This is a genomic window from Arabiibacter massiliensis (genome assembly GCF_902386925.1).
Lineage (GTDB): Bacteria > Actinomycetota > Coriobacteriia > Coriobacteriales > Eggerthellaceae > Arabiibacter > Arabiibacter massiliensis.
Genome location: NZ_LR698996.1, coordinates 2,523,512 through 2,546,443, shown reverse-complemented (window position 1 = coordinate 2,546,443; position 22,932 = coordinate 2,523,512). Strand labels below are relative to the sequence as shown.

Annotated in this window: 18 protein-coding genes and 1 pseudogene; 7 read left to right on the top strand and 12 right to left on the bottom strand. The window is 67.7% G+C overall.

Annotated features, from left to right (window positions below):
• Positions 1–115 precede the first annotated feature (115 nt).
• Positions 116–886: a type III pantothenate kinase gene (locus tag FX134_RS10790; protein WP_080801620.1), complete on the bottom strand. Its 771-nt coding sequence runs from the start codon at positions 884–886 to the stop codon at positions 116–118.
• A gap of 124 nt (positions 887–1,010) precedes the next feature.
• Here FX134_RS10790 and FX134_RS10785 point away from each other — a divergent pair.
• From FX134_RS10785 to FX134_RS10770, 4 genes and pseudogenes are all read left to right on the top strand, one after another.
• Positions 1,011–1,277, top strand: a pseudogene (locus FX134_RS10785) (response regulator); the annotation flags it as partial.
• A 153-nt stretch (positions 1,278–1,430) separates the two neighbouring features.
• The gene (locus tag FX134_RS10780; protein ID WP_172623459.1) at positions 1,431–3,134 is read left to right on the top strand and encodes an IS1634 family transposase; all 1,704 of its coding nucleotides are present in this window, start codon (positions 1,431–1,433) and stop codon (positions 3,132–3,134) included.
• A 164-nt stretch (positions 3,135–3,298) separates the two neighbouring features.
• Positions 3,299–3,994 carry a response regulator transcription factor gene (locus FX134_RS10775; protein ID WP_080801612.1) on the top strand — a complete coding sequence of 232 codons (696 nt, stop codon included), beginning with the start codon at positions 3,299–3,301 and terminating at the stop codon, positions 3,992–3,994.
• A 110-nt stretch (positions 3,995–4,104) separates the two neighbouring features.
• A complete protein-coding gene (locus FX134_RS10770; protein WP_080801610.1) occupies positions 4,105–5,019 on the top strand; it encodes a sensor histidine kinase in 915 nt (304 codons plus the stop codon).
• 14 nt (positions 5,020–5,033) lie between these two features.
• Here the strand turns inward: FX134_RS10770 and FX134_RS10765 are convergent, their stop codons facing one another.
• A complete protein-coding gene (locus FX134_RS10765; RefSeq protein WP_080801606.1) occupies positions 5,034–5,525 on the bottom strand; it encodes an HsmA family protein in 492 nt (163 codons plus the stop codon).
• A 178-nt stretch (positions 5,526–5,703) separates the two neighbouring features.
• On the opposite strand from FX134_RS10765, the gene FX134_RS10760 reads away from it, so the two are divergent.
• The 3 genes from FX134_RS10760 (at position 5,704) to FX134_RS10750 (ending at position 8,316) form a co-directional block, all read left to right on the top strand.
• A complete protein-coding gene (locus tag FX134_RS10760) occupies positions 5,704–6,267 on the top strand; it encodes a TetR/AcrR family transcriptional regulator (RefSeq protein ID WP_080801603.1) in 564 nt (187 codons plus the stop codon).
• A 9-nt stretch (positions 6,268–6,276) separates the two neighbouring features.
• The gene (locus FX134_RS10755) at positions 6,277–7,002 is read left to right on the top strand and encodes a gamma-glutamyl-gamma-aminobutyrate hydrolase family protein (RefSeq protein ID WP_080801598.1); all 726 of its coding nucleotides are present in this window, start codon (positions 6,277–6,279) and stop codon (positions 7,000–7,002) included.
• Positions 7,003–7,203: 201 nt separating this feature from the next.
• A complete protein-coding gene (locus FX134_RS10750) occupies positions 7,204–8,316 on the top strand; it encodes a 3-oxoacyl-ACP synthase III family protein (RefSeq protein WP_080801594.1) in 1,113 nt (370 codons plus the stop codon).
• Positions 8,317–8,372: 56 nt separating this feature from the next.
• Here FX134_RS10750 and FX134_RS10745 read toward each other — a convergent pair whose 3' ends face one another.
• From FX134_RS10745 to ftsH, 10 genes are all read right to left on the bottom strand, one after another.
• Positions 8,373–12,962, bottom strand: a complete 4,590-nt coding sequence (locus tag FX134_RS10745; protein WP_143412184.1) for an Ig-like domain-containing protein — start codon at positions 12,960–12,962, stop codon at positions 8,373–8,375.
• Positions 12,963–13,109: 147 nt separating this feature from the next.
• Positions 13,110–14,045, bottom strand: a complete 936-nt coding sequence (locus tag FX134_RS10740) for an ATP-binding protein (protein WP_080801588.1) — start codon at positions 14,043–14,045, stop codon at positions 13,110–13,112.
• On the bottom strand, positions 14,042–14,944 hold the full coding sequence (locus tag FX134_RS10735; protein ID WP_080801584.1) for a Spo0B domain-containing protein: 903 nt from the start codon (positions 14,942–14,944) through the stop codon (positions 14,042–14,044). Before FX134_RS10735 ends, FX134_RS10740 begins: the two co-directional genes overlap by 4 nt.
• A 21-nt stretch (positions 14,945–14,965) precedes the next feature.
• Positions 14,966–15,514 carry a LytR/AlgR family response regulator transcription factor gene (locus FX134_RS10730; RefSeq protein WP_143412183.1) on the bottom strand — a complete coding sequence of 183 codons (549 nt, stop codon included), beginning with the start codon at positions 15,512–15,514 and terminating at the stop codon, positions 14,966–14,968.
• Positions 15,514–15,675 carry a hypothetical protein gene (locus FX134_RS14605; RefSeq protein ID WP_172623458.1) on the bottom strand — a complete coding sequence of 54 codons (162 nt, stop codon included), beginning with the start codon at positions 15,673–15,675 and terminating at the stop codon, positions 15,514–15,516. Before FX134_RS14605 ends, FX134_RS10730 begins: the two co-directional genes overlap by 1 nt.
• Positions 15,676–15,830: 155 nt before the next feature.
• Complete coding sequence (locus FX134_RS10725; RefSeq protein WP_080801582.1) at positions 15,831–16,412, bottom strand: biotin transporter BioY; 582 nt, start codon at positions 16,410–16,412, stop codon at positions 15,831–15,833.
• A gap of 124 nt (positions 16,413–16,536) precedes the next feature.
• Positions 16,537–18,048, bottom strand: a complete 1,512-nt coding sequence (locus tag FX134_RS10720; RefSeq protein ID WP_080801579.1) for an MATE family efflux transporter — start codon at positions 18,046–18,048, stop codon at positions 16,537–16,539.
• A 231-nt stretch (positions 18,049–18,279) separates the two neighbouring features.
• On the bottom strand, positions 18,280–19,218 hold the full coding sequence (locus FX134_RS10715) for a biotin--[acetyl-CoA-carboxylase] ligase (protein ID WP_232050919.1): 939 nt from the start codon (positions 19,216–19,218) through the stop codon (positions 18,280–18,282).
• A complete protein-coding gene (gene folP / locus FX134_RS10710; RefSeq protein WP_080801574.1) occupies positions 19,215–20,522 on the bottom strand; it encodes a dihydropteroate synthase in 1,308 nt (435 codons plus the stop codon). The genes FX134_RS10715 and folP overlap by 4 nt, the downstream gene beginning before the upstream one ends.
• Positions 20,519–22,855 (bottom strand): ATP-dependent zinc metalloprotease FtsH, encoded by a 2,337-nt coding sequence (gene ftsH / locus FX134_RS10705; RefSeq protein ID WP_232050918.1) that lies wholly within the window; start codon positions 22,853–22,855, stop codon positions 20,519–20,521. The genes folP and ftsH overlap by 4 nt, the downstream gene beginning before the upstream one ends.
• Positions 22,856–22,932 lie beyond the last annotated feature (77 nt).

The window sequence follows — 22,932 nt, the reverse complement described above, 5'->3', positions numbered from 1 at the left end:
CGACGTCGCTGCATCGAGAGCACCCTGCCCGAGGACGCCTTTATCCCCGCAGCGCTCAAAATGGCATAAAAGGGGACTGTCCCCTTTTATGCCAAAATATCCCCGTTTGGGACAGCTACGCCTCGCGCGCGGCGTATATGAGGCGGAGGCCCTCGAGGGTGAGCTCGGGGTTGGTGGCGGTGATGGTGCTCGACTGGGCCGCCACACGCGAGGCGAGGCCTCCCGTGGCCACCACCGGCGCCTCGTAGCCCAGCTGGCCGAAGATGCGCCGCACCAGGCCGTCCACGCGGTCGGCCTCGCCGTAGACGATGCCCGCCTGGATGGCCTCTTCGGTGTTGCGCCCGATGGCGACCCCGGGATCCACCAGATCGATGGCCCCGAGCTTGGTGGCATGCGAGAACAGCGCAGAAGCCGACGTCTCCACGCCCGGCGCTATCACGCCGCCCACGAACTTCCCTTCCGCGTCGATGACCTCGATATTCGTAGCCGTACCGAAGTCCACCACCACCACCGGCGCGCCGTAGAGCGCCTTGGCGGCCACGGCGTCGGCCACGCGGTCGGCGCCCACCTCGCGCGGGTTCGGATAGTCCGCCTCGAACAGTCCGCCCGCCGCCTCGGCCGTGCATACGAGCGCCTCGCGCCCGATCATGCGGCGCACCGCCGCGCACCACGAAAGCGTCAGCTGCGGCACGACGGAGGCCAGCGCCACGCCGTCCAGATCGCCCACCGCGATGCCCTCGGAGCTGAGCAGCGGCACCAGCTTCACGCGCAGCTCATCGGAGGTGTGCTTCTTATTCGTGGCCACGCGCCACCGGTGCAGCAGGCTTTCGCCCTGGTAAACGCCCACCACCGTCTGGGTGTTGCCCACGTCGATAGCAAGTAACATGTTTTTGACAGTCTCCTTTGCAGGCAGCGCGGATGTTTATAGTTGCACTCGTCATTATAACAACCCGCCCACGAGCATCTGTCAGGCACCGGACACGGGACCCCATCTGATAGAAAGGCAACACATGAACGACACGCCGCATCGCATCCTCGTCGTCGACGACGAGCCCTCCATCACCGAATTCGTCAGCTACGCCCTGAAGAAGGAGGGATTCTTCACCGACGTCGTCGACAACGGCGAAGACGCGCTGGCCCTCGCCACGAAGAACCCCTACGACCTGTTCGTGCTGGACATCATGCTGCCGGGAATGGACGGCTACGAGCTGTGCCGCCGTCTGCGCTCCAAGACCACCGTTCCCGTGCTGTTCCTCTCGGCGCGCGACACGGAGCTCCGGAGTTTGAGCGCATAACCGCCTGGTTTCCCGTCGTACCCGCTGGTCAGCGGGTATTCTTTTGTCAAGTTTAAAGAATATTTCTCGTTCTGGACGGTTATGTTTTATGATATAATCAGGGGTGATGAAAAGCAGTGCGAGAAGGTTGGGGCGATGTATCTCAAGAAGACCAAGACGCGCGAGGGGCGCATCTACCTTTCCATCACCGAGGGATTCCGGAAAGACGGCAAGGTGCGCACCCGCACCGTCGAGAGCTGCGGGTACCTCGACGAGCTCGAAGAGGCGTACGAGGACCCGATCGCCCACTTCGAGGCGCGGGCGAGGGCCCTGACCGAGGAGAAGAGGCGCTCGGAGGCGCCCGTCCTCATCGAGGCCCGTATGTCCGAGAGGATAGACAAGCGAGCCTCTGCCACCCGGCTCAACATAGGCTCCCTGGTTCTCTCCCGCTACTACCACGCGCTCGGCATCGGGGCGTTCTGGGACAGCCGCAAGGTGCACGCGCACCTGGGCTTCGACGCCAACGCGGCGTTCCGCATGCTGACCTACATGCGCATCCTCTCCCCCGAGTCGAAGAAGGCCTCCTTCGAGAAGCGCGGGATGCTGCCCGACCGCTGCGAGTTCTCGCTCGACGACGTCTACCATGCCCTGAGCTTCTTCGCGCGCTACGAGGACAGGTTCAAGGCGCACCTCGACTCGGCGGTGGAGAGCCTGCGCGAGCGCGACCGCAGCCGCACCTACTACGACGTGACCAACTACTACTTCGAGATCGAGGACGAGGACGACCTGCGCCGCCGCGGCGTCTCCAAGGAGCACAGGCCCAACCCCATCGTCCAGATGGGGCTGCTCCTCGACGCCGACGGGATACCGCTTGACTACGAGGTGTTCTCGGGCAACGTGAACGACTCGCTCACCTTGCTGCCTGTCATGAAGAAGATGCGCTCACGACACCCCCATGAGCGCACGGTCGTGGTGGCCGACAAGGGCCTCAACACCTCGAACAACATCGCCGCAGCCGTGCTCGACGGCAACGGGTTCGCGTTCTCGCAATCGGTGCGCAAGGCGACAAGGTCCCTGAAGGCGTGGGTGCTCGAAGACGGGGGCTACGCCGAGAACGAGGCGGGGACCTTCAAGGTCAAGTCCCGCCAGTCCTACAAGGAGGTCGTTGTGGAAGGCGAGGACGGGGCGACCCGCAAAGAGCGCATCCCCGTCAAGCAGGTGGCCTTCTGGAGCAAAGACTTCTTCGAGCGGGCGCGCCGCGAGCGCGCCAAGGTCATCGAGAAATCGAAGGCCGCCATCGAGCGCGGGGGCATGGCGAGCGCGAAGGCCCGCTCATCGGTGCGCTACGCCAAGGACACCCCCTGCGTGCCTTCCACCGGAGAGGTGGCCGAGCACCTCTGGTCGCTCGACGAGGAGAAGATCGCCGCCGACGAGGCGATGGACGGCTACTACTGCATCGTCACGAGCGAGACCTACATGGACGAGCGCGACGTCATCGAGCTGTACCGGGGCCTGTGGAGGATCGAGGAGACGTTCAGGGTCACGAAATCGACCCTGGATGCGCGGCCCGTCTACGTGTCGAGGGAGGACCGCATCCGCGCTCACTTCATGATCTGCTACGCGGCGCTCGTCATCATGAGGCTCATCCAGGCCGACCTCGGCTGGAAGCACTCCGCCCAGGCCATAGCCGATGACCTCGCCGCCATGACGGGCGTCAACGAGGACGCCAACGTCTATCTGTTCGGACACAGAACCGATCTTTCTGATGAGCTGGGGAGGGTCGCGGGCCTCGACCTCGCGCGCCGCCGCTACACCCGCAAGCAGATCAAGGACATGCTCGCCTCTACGAAGAAAATGTGAGCGAGGCTGTTCCACAACATAAAACCAGCAACGCAAAGCGGTCGTTTCCCAAGGTGAACCCAGGAAAACAGCCTCTTTTGCTGTCAAAGTCGGGTTATAACAACCCGCCCACGAGCATCTGTCAGGCACCGGACACGGGACCCCATCTGATAGAAAGGCAACACATGAACGACACGCCGCATCGCATCCTCGTCGTCGACGACGAGCCCTCCATCACCGAATTCGTCAGCTACGCCCTGAAGAAGGAGGGATTCTTCACCGACGTCGTCGACAACGGCGAAGACGCGCTGGCCCTCGCCACGAAGAACCCCTACGACCTGTTCGTGCTGGACATCATGCTGCCGGGAATGGACGGCTACGAGCTGTGCCGCCGTCTGCGCTCCAAGACCACCGTTCCCGTGCTGTTCCTCTCGGCGCGCGACACGGAGCTCGACAAGGTGGTGGGCCTCGAGATCGGGGGCGACGACTACCTGGCCAAGCCCTTCGGCGTGCGCGAGCTCATCGCCCGCGTGCGCGCGCTTTTGCGTCGCGGAAGCGGCGGCGACTTCCCCGGCGCGAACCACGCCGTCACCGCCAGCGGCATCACGCTCGACGAGGACGCCCACACGGCCTCCGGCGAGCACGGCGAGATCGACCTCACGCCGCGCGAGTTCGAGCTGCTGGCCAGCCTGATGAAGAACGCCGGCAAGGTGGTTTCGCGCGAGGACCTGCTGCGCGACGCGTGGGGTTGGGAATACTTGACCGAAACCAAGACGGTTGACACCCATATCAAGCGACTCCGTGATAAGATTGAGTCCGCCGGATACGACCCCGGTCTGGTGGAAACTGTTCGCGGCTACGGATACAGGTTCAAGCAATAAAGAGACTGCAGACATACTTCTCGCTGCTGGCAACGCTGCTCTCGCTCCTCGCCGGCGCGGTGATACTCCTGGTTTGCCTCCTCGCCTTCGACACTCCGCCGAAGGCGTTTTTGCTGCTCGTGCCAGTGGGCATCGTCGTGTTCGCGCTCAGCCTGGTCATCGGCCATTTCCTCTCCGAGCCGCTGCGCATGCTGGCGAAGAAGACCGCCGCCTACCGCTCCGGAGCCGACGTGCCGTTCGAACCCGACGGCAGGCTGCGCGAGGCCGACGAGCTGGCCGCCGACTTCAAGGCGCTCGTGCAGACCACGAAATCCCAGCAGCGCGACCTGCAGCTGAAGGAGCGCCGCCAAGCCGCGTTCATCAGCGACGTCGCCCACGAGCTGCGCACGCCGCTCACCGCCATCCGCGGCAACGCCGAGATGCTCGACGACCCCGACCTGCCGCCCGAGCTGCACACGAAGTTCTGCGACATCATCATCAACGAGAGCGAGCGCCTGAGCCGCCTCACGCACGACCTGCTCACGCTCCAGCGCATCGAGGACGACGCGGCCCCGATGGAGCTCGCGCGCGTGAACCTGCGCGAGCTCTCGTCCGGCGTCATCGACGCCCTCGAGCCCATCCTGCGCGCCCGCGACGCGCACACCGAGATCGTGGGCGAGGCCCCGGACGTCCTGGGCAACCTCGACCGCCTCAAGCAGGCCGTCACCAACCTCGTGGAGAACGCGAGCCGCTTCATCGCCCCGGGCGGGCGCATCACCATCGAGCTGTTCGGCCTCAAGGGCAACTCCATCCTGGCCGTCAAGGACGACGGCTGCGGCTTCGGCGACGTCGATCCGAAGCTCCTGTTCGACCGCTTCTACCGCACCGACGCCTCGCGCAGCCGCGGCACCGGCGGCACGGGGCTGGGGCTCGCTATCGTGAAGTCCATCGTCGAGGCGCACGACGGAACGGTGGAGGCCATCAACCTGCCCGACGGAGGCGCCTGCTTCATCATCGCGCTGCCGTCCATCCCCTCCGACCGCTGAGGCCGTCCGCGCGCCTAGCGCGACGCTGCGTGCGCATGCCTCTTCCCGCCGCGGAACAGCGCGAACGCGAGAACTGCCACCACGACGAGGCTCGTGCCGATGGCGCAGACGGCGTTGAGATGGATCATCGGGATACCCACGAGCATGCCGATGATGTAGGGCACGAGCCATGCCAGCCAAACGAACGTGCTGAACGTGTGGAAGCGCCTCATGCCCTGCTCGTTGCGACGGACGAAGGTGACGGTGGCCCACACGGCGTGCACGAGCATGAGCCCGATGGCGACGACCCCCGTCGCCGCATGGATGCCGAAGCCTCCCGCGGACGATTGCTGGGCGATGTTCGTCATGATCATCGTGCCGGTGGTGTCGCACACGAGGCCGCCCCAGAACAGCAGCACATGGCGCAGCGACAACGTGCCCGAACGCCTCTCCCCGAACACTCCGAAGGTGTACAAGACCAGCGCGCAGGTGATGGCGATGCTCGCCACGATCAATTCAAAACTCATGACCCGCTCCTTTCTTCCTTAATATGAACGATGTTCGTTAATGAACATCGTTCATATTAAGCCGCAGAAGGGCGCTGCGCAAGGGGATCGGCCGCCGCCACGGTTTCTCCACGGAGATGCTAGGACATTCGACTACAATGAACGGCGTCACCGCCAGCTTGTCACACGGAAGGCGATCATGGGCAACAAACCCGTCATAAGCAAGCAGCAGATACTCGACGCCGCCTACGACATCGCGCGCACGAAGGGGCTGTCCGGCCTGAGCATCCGCGAGGTCGCGCGTGCGTGCGACGTGGCCGTGGGCACCGTGTACCACTCCTACCCCACGAAGTCCGACCTGGTGAACGACGTGGTGGGCCGCTTCTGGAACGAGTCGCTGGCCGACCGCATGCCCCTTGCGGCCTCGGGAACCGACTTCGTGGAGTTCTGCCGCGAGCTGGCCGCCGAGACCTCGCGGGCGTTCGCGCGCTTCCGCAGCGATTGGCTGGCCGAAGTGTCGGCGCTCAACGCGCACGACCTGGCCGCGGCGCATCGGCGCGAGGAGGCCACGTTCTCGCACATCCGCAGGGGCCTGATGATGGCGCTCGATCGCGATCCCCGCATCGACCGCGCGCGTCTGACCGGCCCGCTTGCACCCGAACCCCTCAGCGCGTTCGTGTGGACGAGCATGCTCACGTCCGTCAAGCGCGGCGAACCGTCGTGCGAGACGCTGCTCGCCCTGCTGCGCACGACGCTGTACTGAGGCAGCGGCATGATAGTCGGCATCACCACCACCCACGTGGTCGAAGAGTTTGAGGGGGAGCGCGTCCCCGTGGAGCGCGCCACGGTGGAGTACGTGCGCAGCGTGGCGGCCGCAGGCGGGACGCCCCTGCTCATCCCATCGACTCCGGGAGGACGCGCGCCGAACGAGGCCGCGGCGCGCGAGCTTGCGGGCCGCATCGACGCCCTCGTGCTGGCCGGCGGCGGCGACATCGATCCCGCGTTGTACGGGCAGGGCGTGCGGCTGGCCGAGACGACCTCGGTGTCCGCCGATCGCGACGCCCTCGAGCTGGAGCTCGCCCGGCTGGCCCATGCGCGGGACCTGCCCACGCTCGGCATCTGCCGCGGCATGCAGGTGATGAACGTGGCGCTGGGCGGCACGCTGCACCAGGACCTGCGCGCCTGCGGGCTGACCCGGTCGGAGCACCGTCAGCAGCCGCCCTACGACGAGGTGCGCCAGCGCGTGGACGTCGCCGAGGGCAGCGTGCTCGAGCGATCCCTCGGCGCGAAGGGGCCGTCGATCCTCGTGAACTCGATGCACCACCAAGCGGCGGCGGCCATCGCACCGGCCCTGCAGGTGACGGCCGTGAGCGACGACGGCGTGGCGGAGGCGCTCGAGGATCCGACCCGCCGCTTCTTCCTGGGCGTGCAATGGCATCCCGAGTACTTGGACGACAACCTGGGCCTGTTCCGCGCCCTCGTGCGCGCCGCGTGCTGACACGTACGGATGTTTCACGTGAAACATCGCGCGGGCCGGCGAGGGACGGACGGCTGACGCCCGACGGCGCGCGCTTTGTGGAAGTCCCTTTCGGATCGCCCCTCCCCGGCGGCCCGGTGCTATAATCGAAATAGTTTGATTATCTAAGCATTTGCAGGCCGTTGCGACGCTCAGACGGAGCGCGACCGAGGACGGAGCGACATGGGCACCACGATCATCGGATGCGGAAAACGCCTTCCCCAGCTGGAGGTTGAGAACGACGCGCTCAAGGCGCTGGTCGACACGAACGACGAGTGGATCAGCACGCGCACGGGCATCAAGACCCGGCGCATCGCCGTCGCCGAGACGAACACCGACCTCGGCGAGGCCGCAGCGCGCCAGGCTCTCGGCTGGGAGGCGGGCGGCTTCGCCGAGCGCCGCGTCGAGGCCGCCGAGATCGACCTCGTGATCTGCGCCACCATCACGCCCGACGCTGTAACCCCCTCGCAAGCGGGCCTGCTGCGCCGTCGGCTCGGCCTGGACAACGCCATCGCCTTCGACGTGAACGCGGCGTGCTCCGGCTTCGTCTACGGGCTGACGGTGGCCGAGTCGCTCATGGCCGCCTCCTCCCCCGCGACGGCCGGCGCGCAGGGCCGCAACCCGGTCAAGCGCGCGCTGGTGGTGGGCGCCGAGCGGCTGACCCGCCTCACCAACTGGGCCGACCGCAACACCTGCGTGCTGTTCGGCGACGGCGCGGGCGCGGCCGTGCTCGAGTGGAGCGAGGAGCGCGCCGGCATGCTGAGCAGCTTCATCGTGAACGAGGACGACGTCACGAACGCCCTCACCTGCGCCATGGGCTACGATGCGCCCCAGCCCTTCGACGCCGAGGGCGTCTCGCCCGAAGCCGCCGCCACGGTCGATCCCGGCCTGCCGCGCATCGACGCGGAACTCGGCATCGACGAGGCCGTGCGTGCGGGCGAGCTGCGCCAGGCGCTGCGAATGGACGGGCCCAAGGTGTTCAAGTTCGCCGCCGAGGCCATGACCGTGGCCATCTCCCGGGCCCTCGAGCGTGCAGGCCTCGAACTGGACGACGTCGCCTGCATCGTCCCGCACCAGGCCAACGAGCGCATCATCAAGTACGCCGCCAAGAAGCTCGGCCGGCCGATGGACTTCTTCCAGCTGTCCATCGCCAACGCGGGCAACTCGTCGGCAGCGAGCGTGCCGATGGCGCTCTCCGACGCCTACGCGAGCGGCCGCATCGAACGCGGCGACAAGGTGGTGCTCGTGGCCTTCGGCGGCGGCTTCACCAGCGGCGCCGTGGTGTTCGAGGCGTAAGAAACGCCCCGGCAGCCGGAAGGTTGCCGGGGCGTTTTCGCATTCGGAGCGGTTCGCTACTCCGCCATGCGGCGACGCACGAGCGCGATCGCGGCGGCGGCCAGGCAGGCGAGCGCGGCGGCGGCGGGCACGGCCGCGCCCAGGGGGTCGCCCGTGGGGGCGAGCCTCGACCCGCCGTCCTTCGACCCGCCGTCCTTCTCCTGATCGCCGCCGTCCGTCGGGACGATGGGCTGCTGGCCGCCGGCCGGCGGGGGCGCGGGCTGGCCGCCCTCGTCCTTCGGCGGGACGCCGGTGACCACGTAGTCGCTGAAGTGGTCGGTGACGAAGCAGAGGAAGCCGTCCTCGACCCACGTCTGCTTGTCCTCCACCGCGCCGTCGTCGCCCACGTAGTGCACCTGGAGCGCCATGCCCTCGTCCAGCAGCGCGCGCATGGCGTCGGTGAGCTTGACCTTCACCGTCAGCTCGACCGCGCCGCCCTCGCCGGCCGAGAGCACGATCTCCTCGCCGCCGTCCTTGGCGAAGTGGATGTCGAACGCCTCGGCCACCTTCGCGCCGCCGGCCGTCAGGGACTCGATGGCCTCCCTGGCCGGGGCCGTGAGCTCTTGGATGGCCTGCACCACCAGGTTGAGGCCCCCTTCGTCGCCGAGCTGCTCGAGGCGCTCCACCGTGGCGGAGTCCGTCGCCGTCACGCTGGCCGCGAAGCCCGAGCCCTGCGGGGTCTGGGCCACCTCCTTCGCGTTCACCGTGAGCGCGCAGGCCGCCGACATGCCGCACGCAGACGCCGTGATGCTCGCCGAGCCGGCGGCGTGCACGGTCACCTCGCCGTCGGCGGACACCTCGGCAACGGCCGGATTCGAGGACGACCACGTCACCTTGGCGTCGTCGGCATCGGCCGGATCGACCGTCGCCGTCAGCGTGAACGGGGCGTCGCCCACGGTCGCGCTCTTGGACGCGTCGGAGATCGCCACCGCGCGCACGGGGTTCGTCACTGCCACCGCGCACGTGCCCACGACCTTCGCGCCAGCAACCGCCGCCTCGTACGTGACGGTTGCGGAGCCGCTGGACATCGCCGTCACCGTGCCGTCGGCCACTGCGGCCACCGACCCGTCGCTCGACGACCAGGCGGCGGCATCCACCGCGTCCACCTCGCCCGGCAGCTCGCCGGAGAGCACGGCGGAGACATCGGCCGCCTCGCCCTTGACGAGCGCGAGCGACGACGGATCGAGCTCGACGGCCGTGGCGGGGTTCTTCACCGTCACCGCGCAGGCATCGGAGAACGCGCCGTCCTCGGAGGTGGCGGTGACGGTCGCCGCGCCCTTGCCCACCGCGGCCACGTTGCCCTCGGCGTCCACCGTGGCCACGCCCTCGTCGGAGGAGGCCCAGGACACGCCCTTGTTCGTGGCGTTGTCCGGCTCCACCGTCGCCTTGAGCGCCGCCGTCTGCGCTCCGGTCAGTACGAGCTCGTGCTTGTCGAGCGCGATGCCGGTGGCGTGCTGCTTCACCGTCACCTGGCACGAGGCGGAGAACCCGCCGTCGGCCGTGGTGGCCGTGATGGCAGCCGTGCCGGCCGCGACCGGGGCCACGTTGCCCTCGGCGTCCACCATGGCCACGCCCTCGTTGGACGAGGCCCACGTCACCGCCTTGTTCGACGCCGTGGCCGGCTCCACCGTCGCGCCGAGCTTCGACGCCTGCGCGCCCGCGTACAGCTCCAATGCGGAGGCGTCCAGCGCCACACCCGTCACCGGCGTGGTCACCGTGATGGCGCCTGTCTCGCCCTCGGCGGATCCCGCGCGCGCCAAGATGGTCGCCGTGCCGTTGCCCACGGCCGTCACCAGGCCGTTCTGGTCGACGGCCAGAACCTTCTCATCCGAGGACGACCACTCCACCGCATCGGTGGAGTCGGCCGGCTCGACCGTCGCCGTCAGCTGCTGCACGTCGCCCACGTCCATGGCGTCGTCCGCCGCAGAGATGCTCACGCCGGTCGCCGGGATCGTCTTCTCCACCACGGTCACCTCGAACGTGCCGGACACCGAGCCCACCGTAGCCGTGATGACGGCCGTGCCGGGCGCCACCGGAGCCACCTTGCCCGAGGCGTCCACCGTGGCCACGGCCTCGTCGGAGGACGACCAGGCCAGCGTGCCCACGTCGGTGGCATCCGCCGGCGTGATGGCGGCGGAAAGCTGCAGCGAGGAGCCCATCTCCACCGTGTCGGACGCGCCCGTCACCTCCACCGCCGTGGCCGGGTTGCTCGGCGTCTCAGCCGGAACCACGTGCACGGTGAGCGTACCGAATCCGGTTGTCTCCCACTGATCGAGGTATTCAAGGCTGCCGCCCATGTCGTTGCCGGTCAGCATGCCGGCCTCCACCGTCACGTCGCCGACGTTGCGCGCCAACAGCATGGTCACGTTGTGCTTCCCATCCTCGGAATACTTGATGGGGGCGATGTAGCCGTTGGCCGACTTGAACACGAGGAGCTCGACGCCGCTGGTCAGCCACGTATCGAGGTTCTCCGTGCCGTCCACCAGGGAAGCGAGGTCGAACGTCTCGCCCACCTTCACCGTGAGCTCGCTTTGCTTGAGCGACAGCTTCTGCGCCTCGGCTGCGCGGTCGAAGATGGTCACGACGCAGGTGCCGCTGTTGCCCCACACGTCGGACACGGTCACCCGCGCCGTGCCGGGCCCCTTGATATCCAGGCGGGCGCCGTGCTCGTAGGACACGGACGCCACCGCCTCGTTGTCGCTCACGGCGGTAACCACCTGCACTTCGCCGTTGGCCGTCGACACGGTGTTCCCAACGGCGAATCCGTTGCCGCCGTGCCACTGCTCCATGTTCTTGAACGCCTCGTCCTGGATGTAGGAGGCAAGCGCGGTCGGCCCCTCGCCATCTCTGCTCATCCCGACGATGGCGACGGAGTTGCCGCCGCCGCTGTAATAGGCGGTCTTGAAGCTCTCCGCCACCCGCATCTGGGGAGTCGCGCTTTCCACCACGTTCACCTGCATCGTCACCGGATCGGTGCGCACCTCTTGACCGTCGACGTAGGTGACGCCCGTCAGGGTCACCGTCGTGGAACCCACCTTGTACGGGTTCAGGCGAACGGCGTACTCGCTATCAACCCCGTAAGGCTCCACTTCGAAATTGCCGATGACGATGCTCGGGTCGGCCGATGTTATCTCGACATGCGCCGATTGCGTGGGCACGCGGCCGGGGTCCTGTGCGACGATGTCGAGCGGAACCATAATACCGCCGCCCGTCTCACGATGGCTCTGATGATCGATCGCGCACTCCGTCACGAAGGGCACGTCCGCCGACGACGCGCACGACACCGACGCGATGGGATTGGCGCTCGCGGCCACTGTGTAGTCGACCACCTGGGTCGCGGCATAGGTGCCGAAGGAGCCTTTGAACGAGTAATCGATGGTAAGCGTGGTGGTGCCGGCCTTGAGAGCGTTCACGCGCAGCTGCGGGTTGCCCTCGTCCACGATCTCGACCGTGGCCACGCTCTTATCGCTTGAGTCCGCCTTGAAGTTCGCGGCGGCGTTGCGCTCCATCCAACCTTCCTTGTAGAAGGCGTCGCTCTCGGAAACGGCAGGATAGTACGAGTCCGCAAGCCCATGGCTGAAGTTCTCGCCGGGAATCAGGACCCCGCGCGCCAGCCGCTCGGGGATCACCGTCAGGCCAGAGGGGCGGGACGCCGAGTTCTGCGGCAGCACGTTGCTCTCCCCGAAACGCTCGACGAGCGCATCGGTGTCGGAGATGTTGTTGTACGCGCAATAGAGCCTCGTGACGTTCGCGGGGATCTTCGCCACGTCGAGCTCCGTCAGCCGGTTGCCATGCAGGCTGAGGCTTTCCAGCTTGAGGTTGCGCGACACGTCGATCTGCTCGAGATAGGATCGCTGGATGGTGAGGGAGGTGAGCTCGGGCAGAACCGAGGCGTCGAACGACGTGAGGTCCTCGTACAAGCCGGTGATGGAGAGGTCGGAGAGCTTCGACCATTGCGGCTGGGAGAAATCCGGGAGGGACAGCGCATCGCACATGCCCAGAGAGAAGCGCTCCATCGCCGAGCGGTCGTCCGTGCTCACCGTACGCAACGACGGGCAGCTGCTGAACGAAGCAGCGCGCAGATTCGAGAGCCCGCTCAGATCCACGGATTCGACGGAGGAGAGCTGGGAGAAGTACGCGCCTTCGACCGTGGCGCACTGCGACATGTCGATGGAGGTGACAGCCGCGTTCTTCCAGCTGTCCTCGCTTTCGCCCACGCCGGGCACGTACGTGCGCCCGCCGAAGGTGATGCTCACGGGCGTCACGTCGCGCTCGACGGTCTCGGTGCCGTCCTCCGCGCGCACCACCACGTCGAACGAGGCGGGGATGACGAGCGTGCCCGAGGCGTTCTCGACGTTTGCCAGCGTGACGTAGGGGTTCCCGCGCTGGAAGGTGCCGTCCTCGTTGTAGAGGGGGTAGCCGTTCTCGTCATATTGCACCGGGTAGTGCACGCTGCCCACGAACGTCGGCTCTGCGGCGAAGGCCTGATCCACCGCCACGGCCGGCACGAGCGCCAGCGCCATCATCGCCGCGACCAGCACGCGCAGCACCTTCGATCTCACAGCGCCCGAAGCTGCGCCCTGCCTGCCTACCGTCAACCCGTCCATCGCTCGACTCCCTTGAACCTCGTCTTCCTGCCCATAGCACCTGCGACAGCGTGCAATCCCGATAATTTTCATCATCGCAGAAGGCAGATTCAAGACGAACGATTCAAACGCAGCTGCACATGTCGCAACCGATTGCGGCACAGCGCGTCAGGCGCGCGGGAGCTCGAGCGCGACCGACGTGCGGAACACCCCTTCCTCGCGTTCGAACGAGCACGTGCCCGCATGGCGCGCGGCGATGGTCTGCAGGATCCTCAGCCCCCAGCCGTGCCCGCCCACGACGGGGCGCTTCGCCTTCGCGAGCGGGCCCTGCGCCGTAGCGTCCGCCGTACACGCATTGGCCATGTCCAGCAGGAAGAACCCGCCCGCGCTCCGTGCGCGAAGCTCGACGAACCGCCCTTCGGCGGGCACCTTCGCGCAGGCATGGAGCGCGTTGTCCAGCGTGTTGGAGAACAGCGCGCACAGCTCCACGTCGGGCAGGGGAAGGTCCTCCGGCACGTTGAGCCGCGCGTCGAAGCGCACGCCGGCATCCGCGAGCGTCCGCGCCTTCGCGGCCACGAGCGCGTCGACAACGGGATGCTCGCACCAGCGCCCCTCCGCGCCCTTCATCGCACGCGCCGCCCGGTCAAGCTGGCCGGGCACTTCCGCCAGCTCGTGCGCCTGTAGCAGCTCGTCCACCCGATCGAGCTCTGCCGCGAGCTGCTCGCGCACTCGCCCCGCGTCGCGCAAGTCGGCCTCGAGTCGGGCCCGATGCTCGTCCTGCATGGCCACCTGCTCCTCCAGCAGGCGGGCTCGCTCGGCTTCCACATCGGCGCGCTCGGCCTTCCAGAGCGCCCTGAACAGCACCACGTCGCCCAGGGCGCACGCGAAGCAGGTACCCGCCACCAGCGCGAACAGCCATTCGGGGAGGCCGGATGCCACGATGTGGTGGAACATGAACGCAGCCAGGGCCAGCTGGGATGCCGGCAGCAGGAGGTTCGACCACCTCCGGGGGCCCGCCACGTCGCGACGGGGCAGCATGAGCACCACGGCGGCGGCCGCGAGCGCTCCCAGGGATGCGGCCGCTATCAGCTGCTCGCCCGTCATCGGATATCGCCCGCTTCCCGCTTTCCCTCGGCCAGCGCGCCCCGCAACGCCGCGACGTGGCTCCGCGCGCGCTCCACCTGGCCTTCCGCAACCAGCGCCTCCACCACCTGCATGTGGTTGAGCAGATCGTGGCGAATGCGGCCCGTGCGCTCCATCTCGTCCACCACCTGGCTATACGAGGCGAGCGACGCCTCAAGCTGACGCTCGAGCACGTCCCCCCGCTCGCGGTCGAGCAGCAGGCGCTCGTAGCGGCCCATCCCTGTGAGCAGGAGCCAATCCACCACGAGGCAGCCGACCAGCAGAAGGCACGTGGCCGTCGCCATTTCCGCCGAGACCTCGAAGTGCGCCTCCACCATCAGCAGCTCCACCATCATGACGACCTGGCTCAGCAGGAAGCTGAAGGAGATCCATCCGTGGACGAAGGCCTCGCCGCCGCGGAACCGGCGCACCACCGCGGCGAGCAGCACGAACATGCCGACGGCGGCGACGATGCTCACGACTTCGGACACCGCGAACGAAGCGGGGTTGGCGCGCACCGCGTCGTAGTACGGCCCTATGTCGTCGGGCACCGGCGCTTCCATCAGCGCAGCCCACACGGCGAATGCCAGGCCGTGGACGAGGCTGTCGCACACGTTGCCCGCCACCACAACCACGGCCCTCAACAGGGGCGATCCCCGATACAGGGCAAACGGCAGCACGAAGCACACCGCGAGCAGCAGCACCAGCCCGGCCCACACGTCGACGAAGCGCTCGCCGATCGCATTGAGCGCCGTGACCACCGCCGCGTTCGCCACGACGAACAGGGGCGCGCAGCGCATGGGGAGCACGCGCGTGAAACCCCAGGCGATGGCCACCTGCGGCGGAAGCGTGATGAGCACTTCGAGCAGCGCGTTGGACATGGGACGGCCGTCCTCCCGGCGTCAGCGCCGGCCCTGCAGATGCGCGATGAACGATTCGCGCACGGCAGGACGCCTTCGCTGGCTCAAGGGGACGAGCTCGCCGGAGCGCAGCAGCACGTCGGAGCTCTGCAGCTTGGCGATATGGTCCATGTTGACGAGGAAGCCCTTGTGGCAGCGCACGAACGAGGCCGGCAGCTTCTCGGCGAGCTCCGCGAGGGAGGCGTACGCCTCGATCACTTCCTGGCCTTGGTGGATGCGCACTTTGCGGCGGTCGCTCTCGATAAAGTCGATCCGCTCCGGCACGAGCGCGTGCACCGTGCCGCCCGTCTGCACCGCGATGGGGCGACTTGCCGCGCGCTCGAGGTTGGCCAACGCCTTGCCCAGGGCGTCGTCGAGGTGCGCCTGGGCCACCGGCTTGGTGAGGAAGTACACGTGCTCGGTCTGGTACACCTTCGTGCAGTATTCGGGATGCCCGGTGACGTACACGACCTGCGTGCCGCAGCCGTCGGGGGCGAACCGCTTGACCGCCTCGATGCCGTCGCACGCACGCGAGCCGAGCACGATATCCATCAGCAAGATATCAGCGAGCCCCCCCCCGTGTACGATTCCAGCTCGGGCAGGCTCGAGAGCCGCGTGACGGACAGCTCGTCGCGACGGGGGAAACCGTCGATCATCCGCGCGAGGGCCTCGGCCTGCTCGGCATCGTCCTCCACCATCGCCACTCGGTACATGCGCCCACCCGAACTTCCGTCTCGCCGTCTCGTGGACGGAAGTTTACCCCATAGCGCATCCTTTCGCCAAGCGAAATGAGCCAAAGGGACGGGGTAATTGTCTCTTTTTTGGTGTAGGCGCGGGGAAAGGGCGTGACGAAGGGACGGGGTAATCGTCAGATGGCGCGGGTGACGGCGCGGGCGCATGCGACGGCTGCCACGGCCTTCACCAGATCGGGGATGGCGAAGGGCGCGATGGTGACCGCCAACGAGGCCGCGAGGTCTACCCCGACCACGGCCGCGTACTGCACGCAGCCGCACGCGTACGTCGCCGCGATGAACGCGAGGCACGCCGCGAGGTCGGCCGCCCACGCGCGCTTTCCCCCGCCCATCACACGCCGCAGCCCCGCGCGCACGGCGAGCGCCGCGACCGCGCCCACCAGGTAGCCCCACAAATAGCCGCCCGTCGGCCCCAGCAGCATGCCGATGCCGCCGCGCATGCCCGAGAACATCGGCAGCCCGATGGCCCCCAGCGCCAGATAGCCCGCGATGGCCGCCACGGCCTCGCGCGGCTTGAGCGCGAGGAGGGCGAACATGAGCGCGAACATCTGCAGTGTGAGCAGGACGGGGCCGAACGGGATGGCCACCCACGCCGAAACCCCCATGAGCGCGATCGTGAGCCCCACGAACGCGATCGAGCGCGTGCGCCCCCGTGCCCCCGCTATCGTCTTCTTGCCGCGCACCGCTCGCTCTTCCATGCGACCTCCTCGTTTTCGTCCAACGCAGCGTCGCAGTATAGAAGAGCCCGCCGGTTCGCGTAAACCGGCGGGCTCTTCCCAGGGTGACAATGCGGGTGACGATCGCCCCCCCCCCCGGCAGACGCTAGAACCTCGCCTTCACCTCGCCGCGCTCGAGCTTCTTCAAGCGGCCCATCTCGATGATGACGAACACCACCGTGGTGAAGATGGCCAGGAAGTCGGAGATGGGCGTGGCGAAGTACAGCGCATCCAGGCTGGTGAACTGCGGGAACCACGACGGCAGTACCATCGGCAGCACGACGAGCAACGGCACGAGGAACAGGATCTGGCGCGTCAGCGACAAGAAGATGGACTTGAGCGGCTGCCCCGTGGCCTGGAAGTAGTTCGAGCCCACGATCTGGAATCCCACGATGGGCAGCATGAGCAGCTGCACCTTGAGCGCGAACACGGTGAAGTCGAGCAGCTCCGGATTCGTGATGCCGAAGAACCCGACGATCTCCTCTGGGAACAGGTGCACGAGCGACCACAGCACCACGCCGATGCCGGTGGCGCCCACGATGCCGCACCACAGCGTCTTCTTCACGCGCTCGAACAGGTGCGCGCCGTAGTTGAACCCGAGCAGCGGCTGGATGGCGATAGCCACGCCGATGAGCGGCAGCACGGTGAACATGGACACGCGCTGCACCACGCCGATGGACGCGAGCGCGCCCTCGGCCCCGATGGCGCTTTGCGCGCCGTACAGGTTGAGCAGGTTATTCAGCACGAAGTTCACCACGGCCATGCCCGCCTGCACGGCGAAGCTGGCCAGGCCGAGCGACACGATGAGCCCCACCGTGCGCGGATGCAGCGGCAGGCAGCGGCGGCGCAGCTTCATGGGCACGTTCTTGGTGAACACGAAGTACCACAGCACGAAGCCGCACGAGAGGGCCTGGCCGCACACCGTGGCCAGCGCGCTTCCCTGCACGCCCCAGCCGAGCACCATCACGAACAGGAAGTTGAACACGGTGCACGCCACCGCGCCGATGATCATGGTGGTGAGCGCGCGGTTGGGCGCGCCGGCCGTGCGGATGAAGTTGTTCACGCCCATGCCGATGCACTGGAACACGAAGCCGAGCGAGATGATCTGTATGAACGAGCGCGCGAAATCCCAGTCCTCGGGCGTGGCGCCAGAGACGCCCAGCAGGCCGTCGATGCACGCAGGGATGTGCGCGACCACGGCCACCACCAGGGCGAACACGAGCGAGAGCGACACCGTGTTGCCCAGGCTGCGCTCGGCCTCGTCGCGGTTGCCCTCGCCCATGCGCAGCGCCGCGAGCGCGTTGCCGCCGTTGCCCACCAGCATGGAGATTGCCATGAACACGGTCATGATGGGCATGGCGACCGTAGCCGTGGCCAGGCCGATCTCGCCGAGCGCCTGCCCGAGGAAGATGGAGTCGATGACGTTGTACGCGCCGTTCACCAGCATGCCCAAGATGGACGGGATGGCGAACTCCACGATGAGCTTGGGGATGGAGGCCGTGCCCATGCGGGTGACCTTGTCGCCGCCGGGGCGGCCGGGGCCTCCGGGCGCGCGGCCGGGTGCCTCACCCTGAGGCTGTTCGTCCTGGTCGATTGCGGGGTTCGTCGTCGCTGCCATACCTGCGGTGCCTTTCGCGTCAGTGCCTTTTTGCGGAACGCCATATTGTACCCCCGCAACCGCGACGCACGCCGCGCCAATAAAAGACACCACAAGTTGCCCGACAGCGGGATGCCGGGCGCTCGACCCCAATCTTCGCTCCGTCGTCGCACGATTGTCGACCCAAACACACGCTTGAGGGCGCTGTGGCGTGTGTTTGGGTCGACAATGCGCCCCTGGGACGCTCGATTCTTAGGCGAGGTGGGCTTCTCCGGAGGCTACGGGGGTTTCGACGCCGGCGGCGTCGCGGAGGATGAGGCGGCCGCTGGCGTCCACGCGCTCGACCGTGCCGGCGGCGATGGCGGTGCCGTCGCGGTCGACCATCCGCACGTCGCAGCCGGTCAGGCTCACGTGAGCGTTGAACTCGTCGACGAGCGGGGCGAAGCCGTCGCGCGTCCATTCGCCGTAGAGCGGGGCGAACGCGGCGAGGAAGGCGGCGAGCACGTCCTCGACCGACACGGCGGCGAGGTCGGCGACGTAGGCGGCGCGGTTCTTGCCGCCCACGTCGGGGCGCTCGGCCGGCGGCCGCACGTTCACGCCCACGCCGACGCACACCCCGCCCGCATGCCCCTCGAGCGAGATGCCGCAGAGCTTCGCCGGCCTGTTGTCATCCTGAGCGGAGGCGCGCAGCGCCGCGTCAGCTGTGGCGCTTACGGCTGGCGCCGCGGGGGATCCTTCGACTCGCTTCGCTCGCTCAGGATGACAGAGGGGGGCCTGCGCTCGGCCGGGATGACGGAGGGAGGCCTGCGCTCGCTCAGGATGACAGAGGGGGGCCTGCGCTCGGCCGGGATGACAGAGGGGGCCGGAAAGCACCACGTCGTTGGGCCATTTTACTTGGATGCGGGGGGCAACCTCGGGCGCGAGGCCGGCCAGCGCGCGGCGCACGGCCAAGCCCACGACCAGGCTCAGCGTGGGCAGCTGAGAGGGCGGCGCCTGCGGGCGCAGCAAGAGCGAACAGTACAGGCCGCCTTCGGGGCTCGTCCAGGTGCGGCCCTGCCGGCCGTAGCCTGCTGCCTGCCGACGGGCGCGCACCACAAGACCTTCGGGCTCGCCTGCTTCGAGCGCGCGCTTGACCTCGTCGTTCGTCGAAGCCACCTCGTCGAGAAGGCGCACGCGGAACGCGAGGCTCACAGCCGGACGGCCTTCCCCACGCTCACGGCGTCGGCGCTCACGGCAACCCCGTCGGCCAGCACATGGCCCGGCCGCAATTCCATCAGGGGCTTCACCACGAAGTCGCGTTCAAGTAGGCGCGGATGCGGCAGCGTGAGCACGTCGGACTCGGCCACGTACAGCTGGTAGTCGAGGATGTCCAGATCGCAGGTGCGCGGGCCGTTCTCCACGGTGCGCACGCGGCCGAGGCTGTTCTCGATGGCGTGCAGGTAGCCCAAAAGCTCCTTGGGCGCGATGCCGGTGCGCAGCAGCACGACGGCGTTCACGAACGCATCCTGGTCGAGGTAGTAGGCCGGCTCGCTCTCGTAGAAGCTGGAGATGTCGACGATCTGCGAGTCGGGCAGCGCGCACAGCTCGGTGATGGCCTGGTTGAGCATGGCCAGCTTGCCCTCGCGCTCCTCGCCCGGCTCGGCCACGAGCGGCACGTTGCAGCCCAGGCCGAGGAACACGTAGGGCCGCAGGTTGGCGAGCGCCTTCGCCGTGGCGGCCACGTTGTGCGTGCGCACCACGCTCGCGCCCAGCTCGCAGGCCATGAGCGCCTCAGTGGCGGACGCCTCGTCGCGCGCGGCCGGATCGTCGATGCCGTACGCCCAGCCGATATAGCTCTTGCGCGACACCGCCACCATCACGGGATAGCCCAGGCGCGCGAATTCCTGGAAGTTGCGCACGAGCTCGAGCGTCTGCGACGGCGTCTTGCCGAAGCCGGGACCGGGGTCGATGCAGATGCGCTCGCGCGCGATGCCCGCGGCCTCAAGCGAAGCGGCCTGGTCGCGCAGCCAGTCGCGTACCTCGGCCACCACATCGTCGTAGGCGGGCGCGTCCTGCATGGTGGAGGGCTCGCCCTGCATGTGCATGACCACCAGGCCGCAGTCGCCCTCGCGCACGGCCTCCACCATGGCGGGATCGCGGAATCCGGACACGTCGTTCACGATGGCCGCGCCGGCCTCAAGGCACGCGCGCGCCACCGGGGCATGTCGCGTGTCGATGCTCACGCACACGCCGCGCTCGGCCAGCGCGCGCACCACGGGCAGCACGCGGGAAAGCTCCTCGTCCACGCTCACGGGCGCGGCGCCGGGGCGCGTGGACTCGCCGCCCACATCGATGATGCGGGCACCCTCCTCCACCATGCGCTCGGCGTGGGCGAGCGCCGCTTCAAGGCCGTCGTGCTGGCCGCCGTCGGAGAAGGAGTCGGGGGTGACGTTGAGGATGCCCATGATGATGGGCATCCTCGTGTCGAATTCATAGGTTGCGCAGTGCCAGGTCATCGGGCGGGGCCGTCGTCTTTCGGGTCGTCGTGCGGCTGGGCGTCTTCCGGCTGGCGCCGCTCGGGATCCTTCGACTCCGCGCCTTGCGGCGCTCCGCTCAGGATGACAGGTTGGTCGCCCTGCTCGCTCAGGATGACATTCTGCTTGTCGTCCTTCGCAGCGGCGTCAGCCGCGTCGCTTCCTTCGCCTTCGGCGGGCTCGCGGTAGGGCGGGTTGGGGTCCTGGTCGCCGGGCTCGACGGGCTCTTCCTTCCAGTTGGGATCGGCCAGCTGGGCGTCGCGCTCGCGGGCGGCCTGCTCCTCGGCCTCCTTGCGGGCGATGATCTCGTCCTCGTGCTTGAGGTACTCATCCCATTCGTTATCCAAAAGCGCCAGGCAGGCCTCGCCTTCCACGGTCTCGCGCTCCAACAGAACGCTGGCCATGAGGTCCATCTGCTCGCGGTGGTTGACCAGGATCTCGTGGGCGCGGTCGTGCGCGTCCTTCATGATGCGCGCCACCTCGTCGTCGATGCGCTTGGCCGTCTCCTCGGAGTAGTCCTGCGTGTTGCCGTAGTCGCGGCCCAGGAACACCTCGTGGTTGGGCTGGCCGAACACCTGCGTGCCCAGCTCGGCGCTCATGCCGTACTGTGTGACGATGGCGCGGGCCATCTTCGTGGCGCGCTCCAGGTCGTTCGAAGCACCCGTGGTGATGTCGTCGCAGAAAATCTCCTCAGCCACGCGGCCGCCCATGAACACGGCCAGCTCGTCGCGCATCTCGCCGAGCGAGTTCAGCACCTTGTCCTCCTTGGGGATGGACAGCGTGTAGCCCAGCGCCCGGCCGCGCGAGATGATCGAGATCTTGTGCACCGGGTCGGCGTGCGGCAGCAGGTGCCCCACCAGGGCGTGGCCGCTCTCGTGGTAGGCGATGGTGTGCTTGGTCTGCTCGTCGAGCACACGGCCCTTGCGCTCCGGGCCGGCGATAACGCGCTCCATCGACTCGCTCACCTCTTGCTGCGTGATGATCTTCTTGCCGCGCCGCGCGGTGAGCAGGGCCGACTCGTTCATGAGGTTCGCCAGGTCGGCACCCGTGAAGCCGGGTGTGAGCTTGGCCACCTTCGACAGGTCGACGTCGCTGCCCAGCGGCTTGTCCTTGGAGTGCACCTGCAGGATCTTCTCGCGGCCCTTCACGTCAGGCGCGTCCACCACGATCTGGCGGTCGAAGCGGCCGGGACGCAGCAGGGCCGGGTCCAGCACGTCGGCGCGGTTCGTGGCGGCGATGAGCACCACGGAGTCGTTAGCCTCGAAGCCGTCCATCTCCACCAGCAGCTGGTTCAGCGTCTGCTCGCGCTCGTCGTGCCCGCCGCCGAGGCCGGTGCCGCGCTGACGGCCCACCGCGTCGATCTCGTCGATGAAGATGATGGACGGCGACGCCTCTTTGGCCTGCTGGAACAGGTCGCGCACGCGGCTCGCGCCCACGCCCACGAACATCTCCACGAAGTCGGAGCCCGAGATGCTGAAGAACGGCACGCCCGCCTCGCCGGCCACCGCGCGCGCCAGCAGCGTCTTACCGGTGCCCGGAGGGCCCACAAGCAGGCAGCCGCGCGGGATCTTCGCGCCCATGGACTGGTACTTCGCCGGATTCGCCAGGAAGTCCTTGATCTCCTGCATCTCCTCCACGGCCTCGTCCACGCCGGCCACGTCGGAGAACTTCACGTCCGGGCGCTCCTCGGTGGACTTCTTCGTCTTGGCCTTGCCGAAGCTCATCTGCGAGTTGTTCGCCTTCTGCATGGAGTTGAAGAAGAACAGCAGGATGCCGCCGATCACCAGGATGGGCAGAAGCGTGCCGAGGATCTCGAGGAAGGGGCTGGGCAGCTGCACCTCGTAGGGGATGTTGGGGTGCGCGGCCATGAGGTCGCCAAGCGACCCGCCGTAGTAGGTGGACGTGTAGTTGTGCTCCGTGCCCAGCGTGGCCGCGTCGACCTCGGCCGTGCTCACGCCGGGCAGCGCCTTGCCGGTGTCGGGGTTCTTGATGGTGGCCATGCGCGCGTTGAGCGCGTTGAAAGCCTCGTTGAACGCGTCGGTGGCGGTGGAGCCGGCGGTGATGGCCGGATAGTACGAGCCGGACACCGCGTAATCGCCCGCGTTGTACACCACCTTCGTCACGCGGTCCTGCTCCACGGCCTGCACGAACTCGGACGTGATGAGGCGGTCGGTCTGCGTGGCGCCGGCCGACGACATGTTCATGAACTGCTGGCCCACGAAGAAGGCGATGATCATGAACAGGATGACCGAGATGATGGTCGTCCGTGGATTCGGCTGCTGGAATTGCGACTGTTGTTTATTTTGCTGTGCCATTGAGCCTTACTTCCTTTTCCATACGGCCTTGCGGCGTCGGCGGGCTGCCGAAACCGCGTCGCGCGCGACCGGCCGCC

Coding starts and splice junctions, on each gene's coding strand:
- FX134_RS10725 (WP_080801582.1), bottom strand. CDS start 16,412: ATGGAAGAGCGAGCGGTGCGCGGCAAGAAGACGATAGCGGGGGCACGG.
- FX134_RS10720 (WP_080801579.1), bottom strand. CDS start 18,048: ATGGCAGCGACGACGAACCCCGCAATCGACCAGGACGAACAGCCTCAG.
- FX134_RS10775 (WP_080801612.1), top strand. CDS start 3,299: ATGAACGACACGCCGCATCGCATCCTCGTCGTCGACGACGAGCCCTCC.
- folP (WP_080801574.1), bottom strand. CDS start 20,522: ATGACCTGGCACTGCGCAACCTATGAATTCGACACGAGGATGCCCATC.
- FX134_RS10730 (WP_143412183.1), bottom strand. CDS start 15,514: ATGGATATCGTGCTCGGCTCGCGTGCGTGCGACGGCATCGAGGCGGTC.
- FX134_RS10755 (WP_080801598.1), top strand. CDS start 6,277: ATGATAGTCGGCATCACCACCACCCACGTGGTCGAAGAGTTTGAGGGG.
- ftsH (WP_232050918.1), bottom strand. CDS start 22,855: ATGGCACAGCAAAATAAACAACAGTCGCAATTCCAGCAGCCGAATCCA.
- FX134_RS10790 (WP_080801620.1), bottom strand. CDS start 886: ATGTTACTTGCTATCGACGTGGGCAACACCCAGACGGTGGTGGGCGTT.
- FX134_RS10760 (WP_080801603.1), top strand. CDS start 5,704: ATGGGCAACAAACCCGTCATAAGCAAGCAGCAGATACTCGACGCCGCC.
- FX134_RS14605 (WP_172623458.1), bottom strand. CDS start 15,675: ATGTACCGAGTGGCGATGGTGGAGGACGATGCCGAGCAGGCCGAGGCC.
- FX134_RS10735 (WP_080801584.1), bottom strand. CDS start 14,944: ATGTCCAACGCGCTGCTCGAAGTGCTCATCACGCTTCCGCCGCAGGTG.
- FX134_RS10780 (WP_172623459.1), top strand. CDS start 1,431: ATGTATCTCAAGAAGACCAAGACGCGCGAGGGGCGCATCTACCTTTCC.
- FX134_RS10750 (WP_080801594.1), top strand. CDS start 7,204: ATGGGCACCACGATCATCGGATGCGGAAAACGCCTTCCCCAGCTGGAG.
- FX134_RS10765 (WP_080801606.1), bottom strand. CDS start 5,525: ATGAGTTTTGAATTGATCGTGGCGAGCATCGCCATCACCTGCGCGCTG.
- FX134_RS10740 (WP_080801588.1), bottom strand. CDS start 14,045: ATGACGGGCGAGCAGCTGATAGCGGCCGCATCCCTGGGAGCGCTCGCG.
- FX134_RS10745 (WP_143412184.1), bottom strand. CDS start 12,962: ATGGACGGGTTGACGGTAGGCAGGCAGGGCGCAGCTTCGGGCGCTGTG.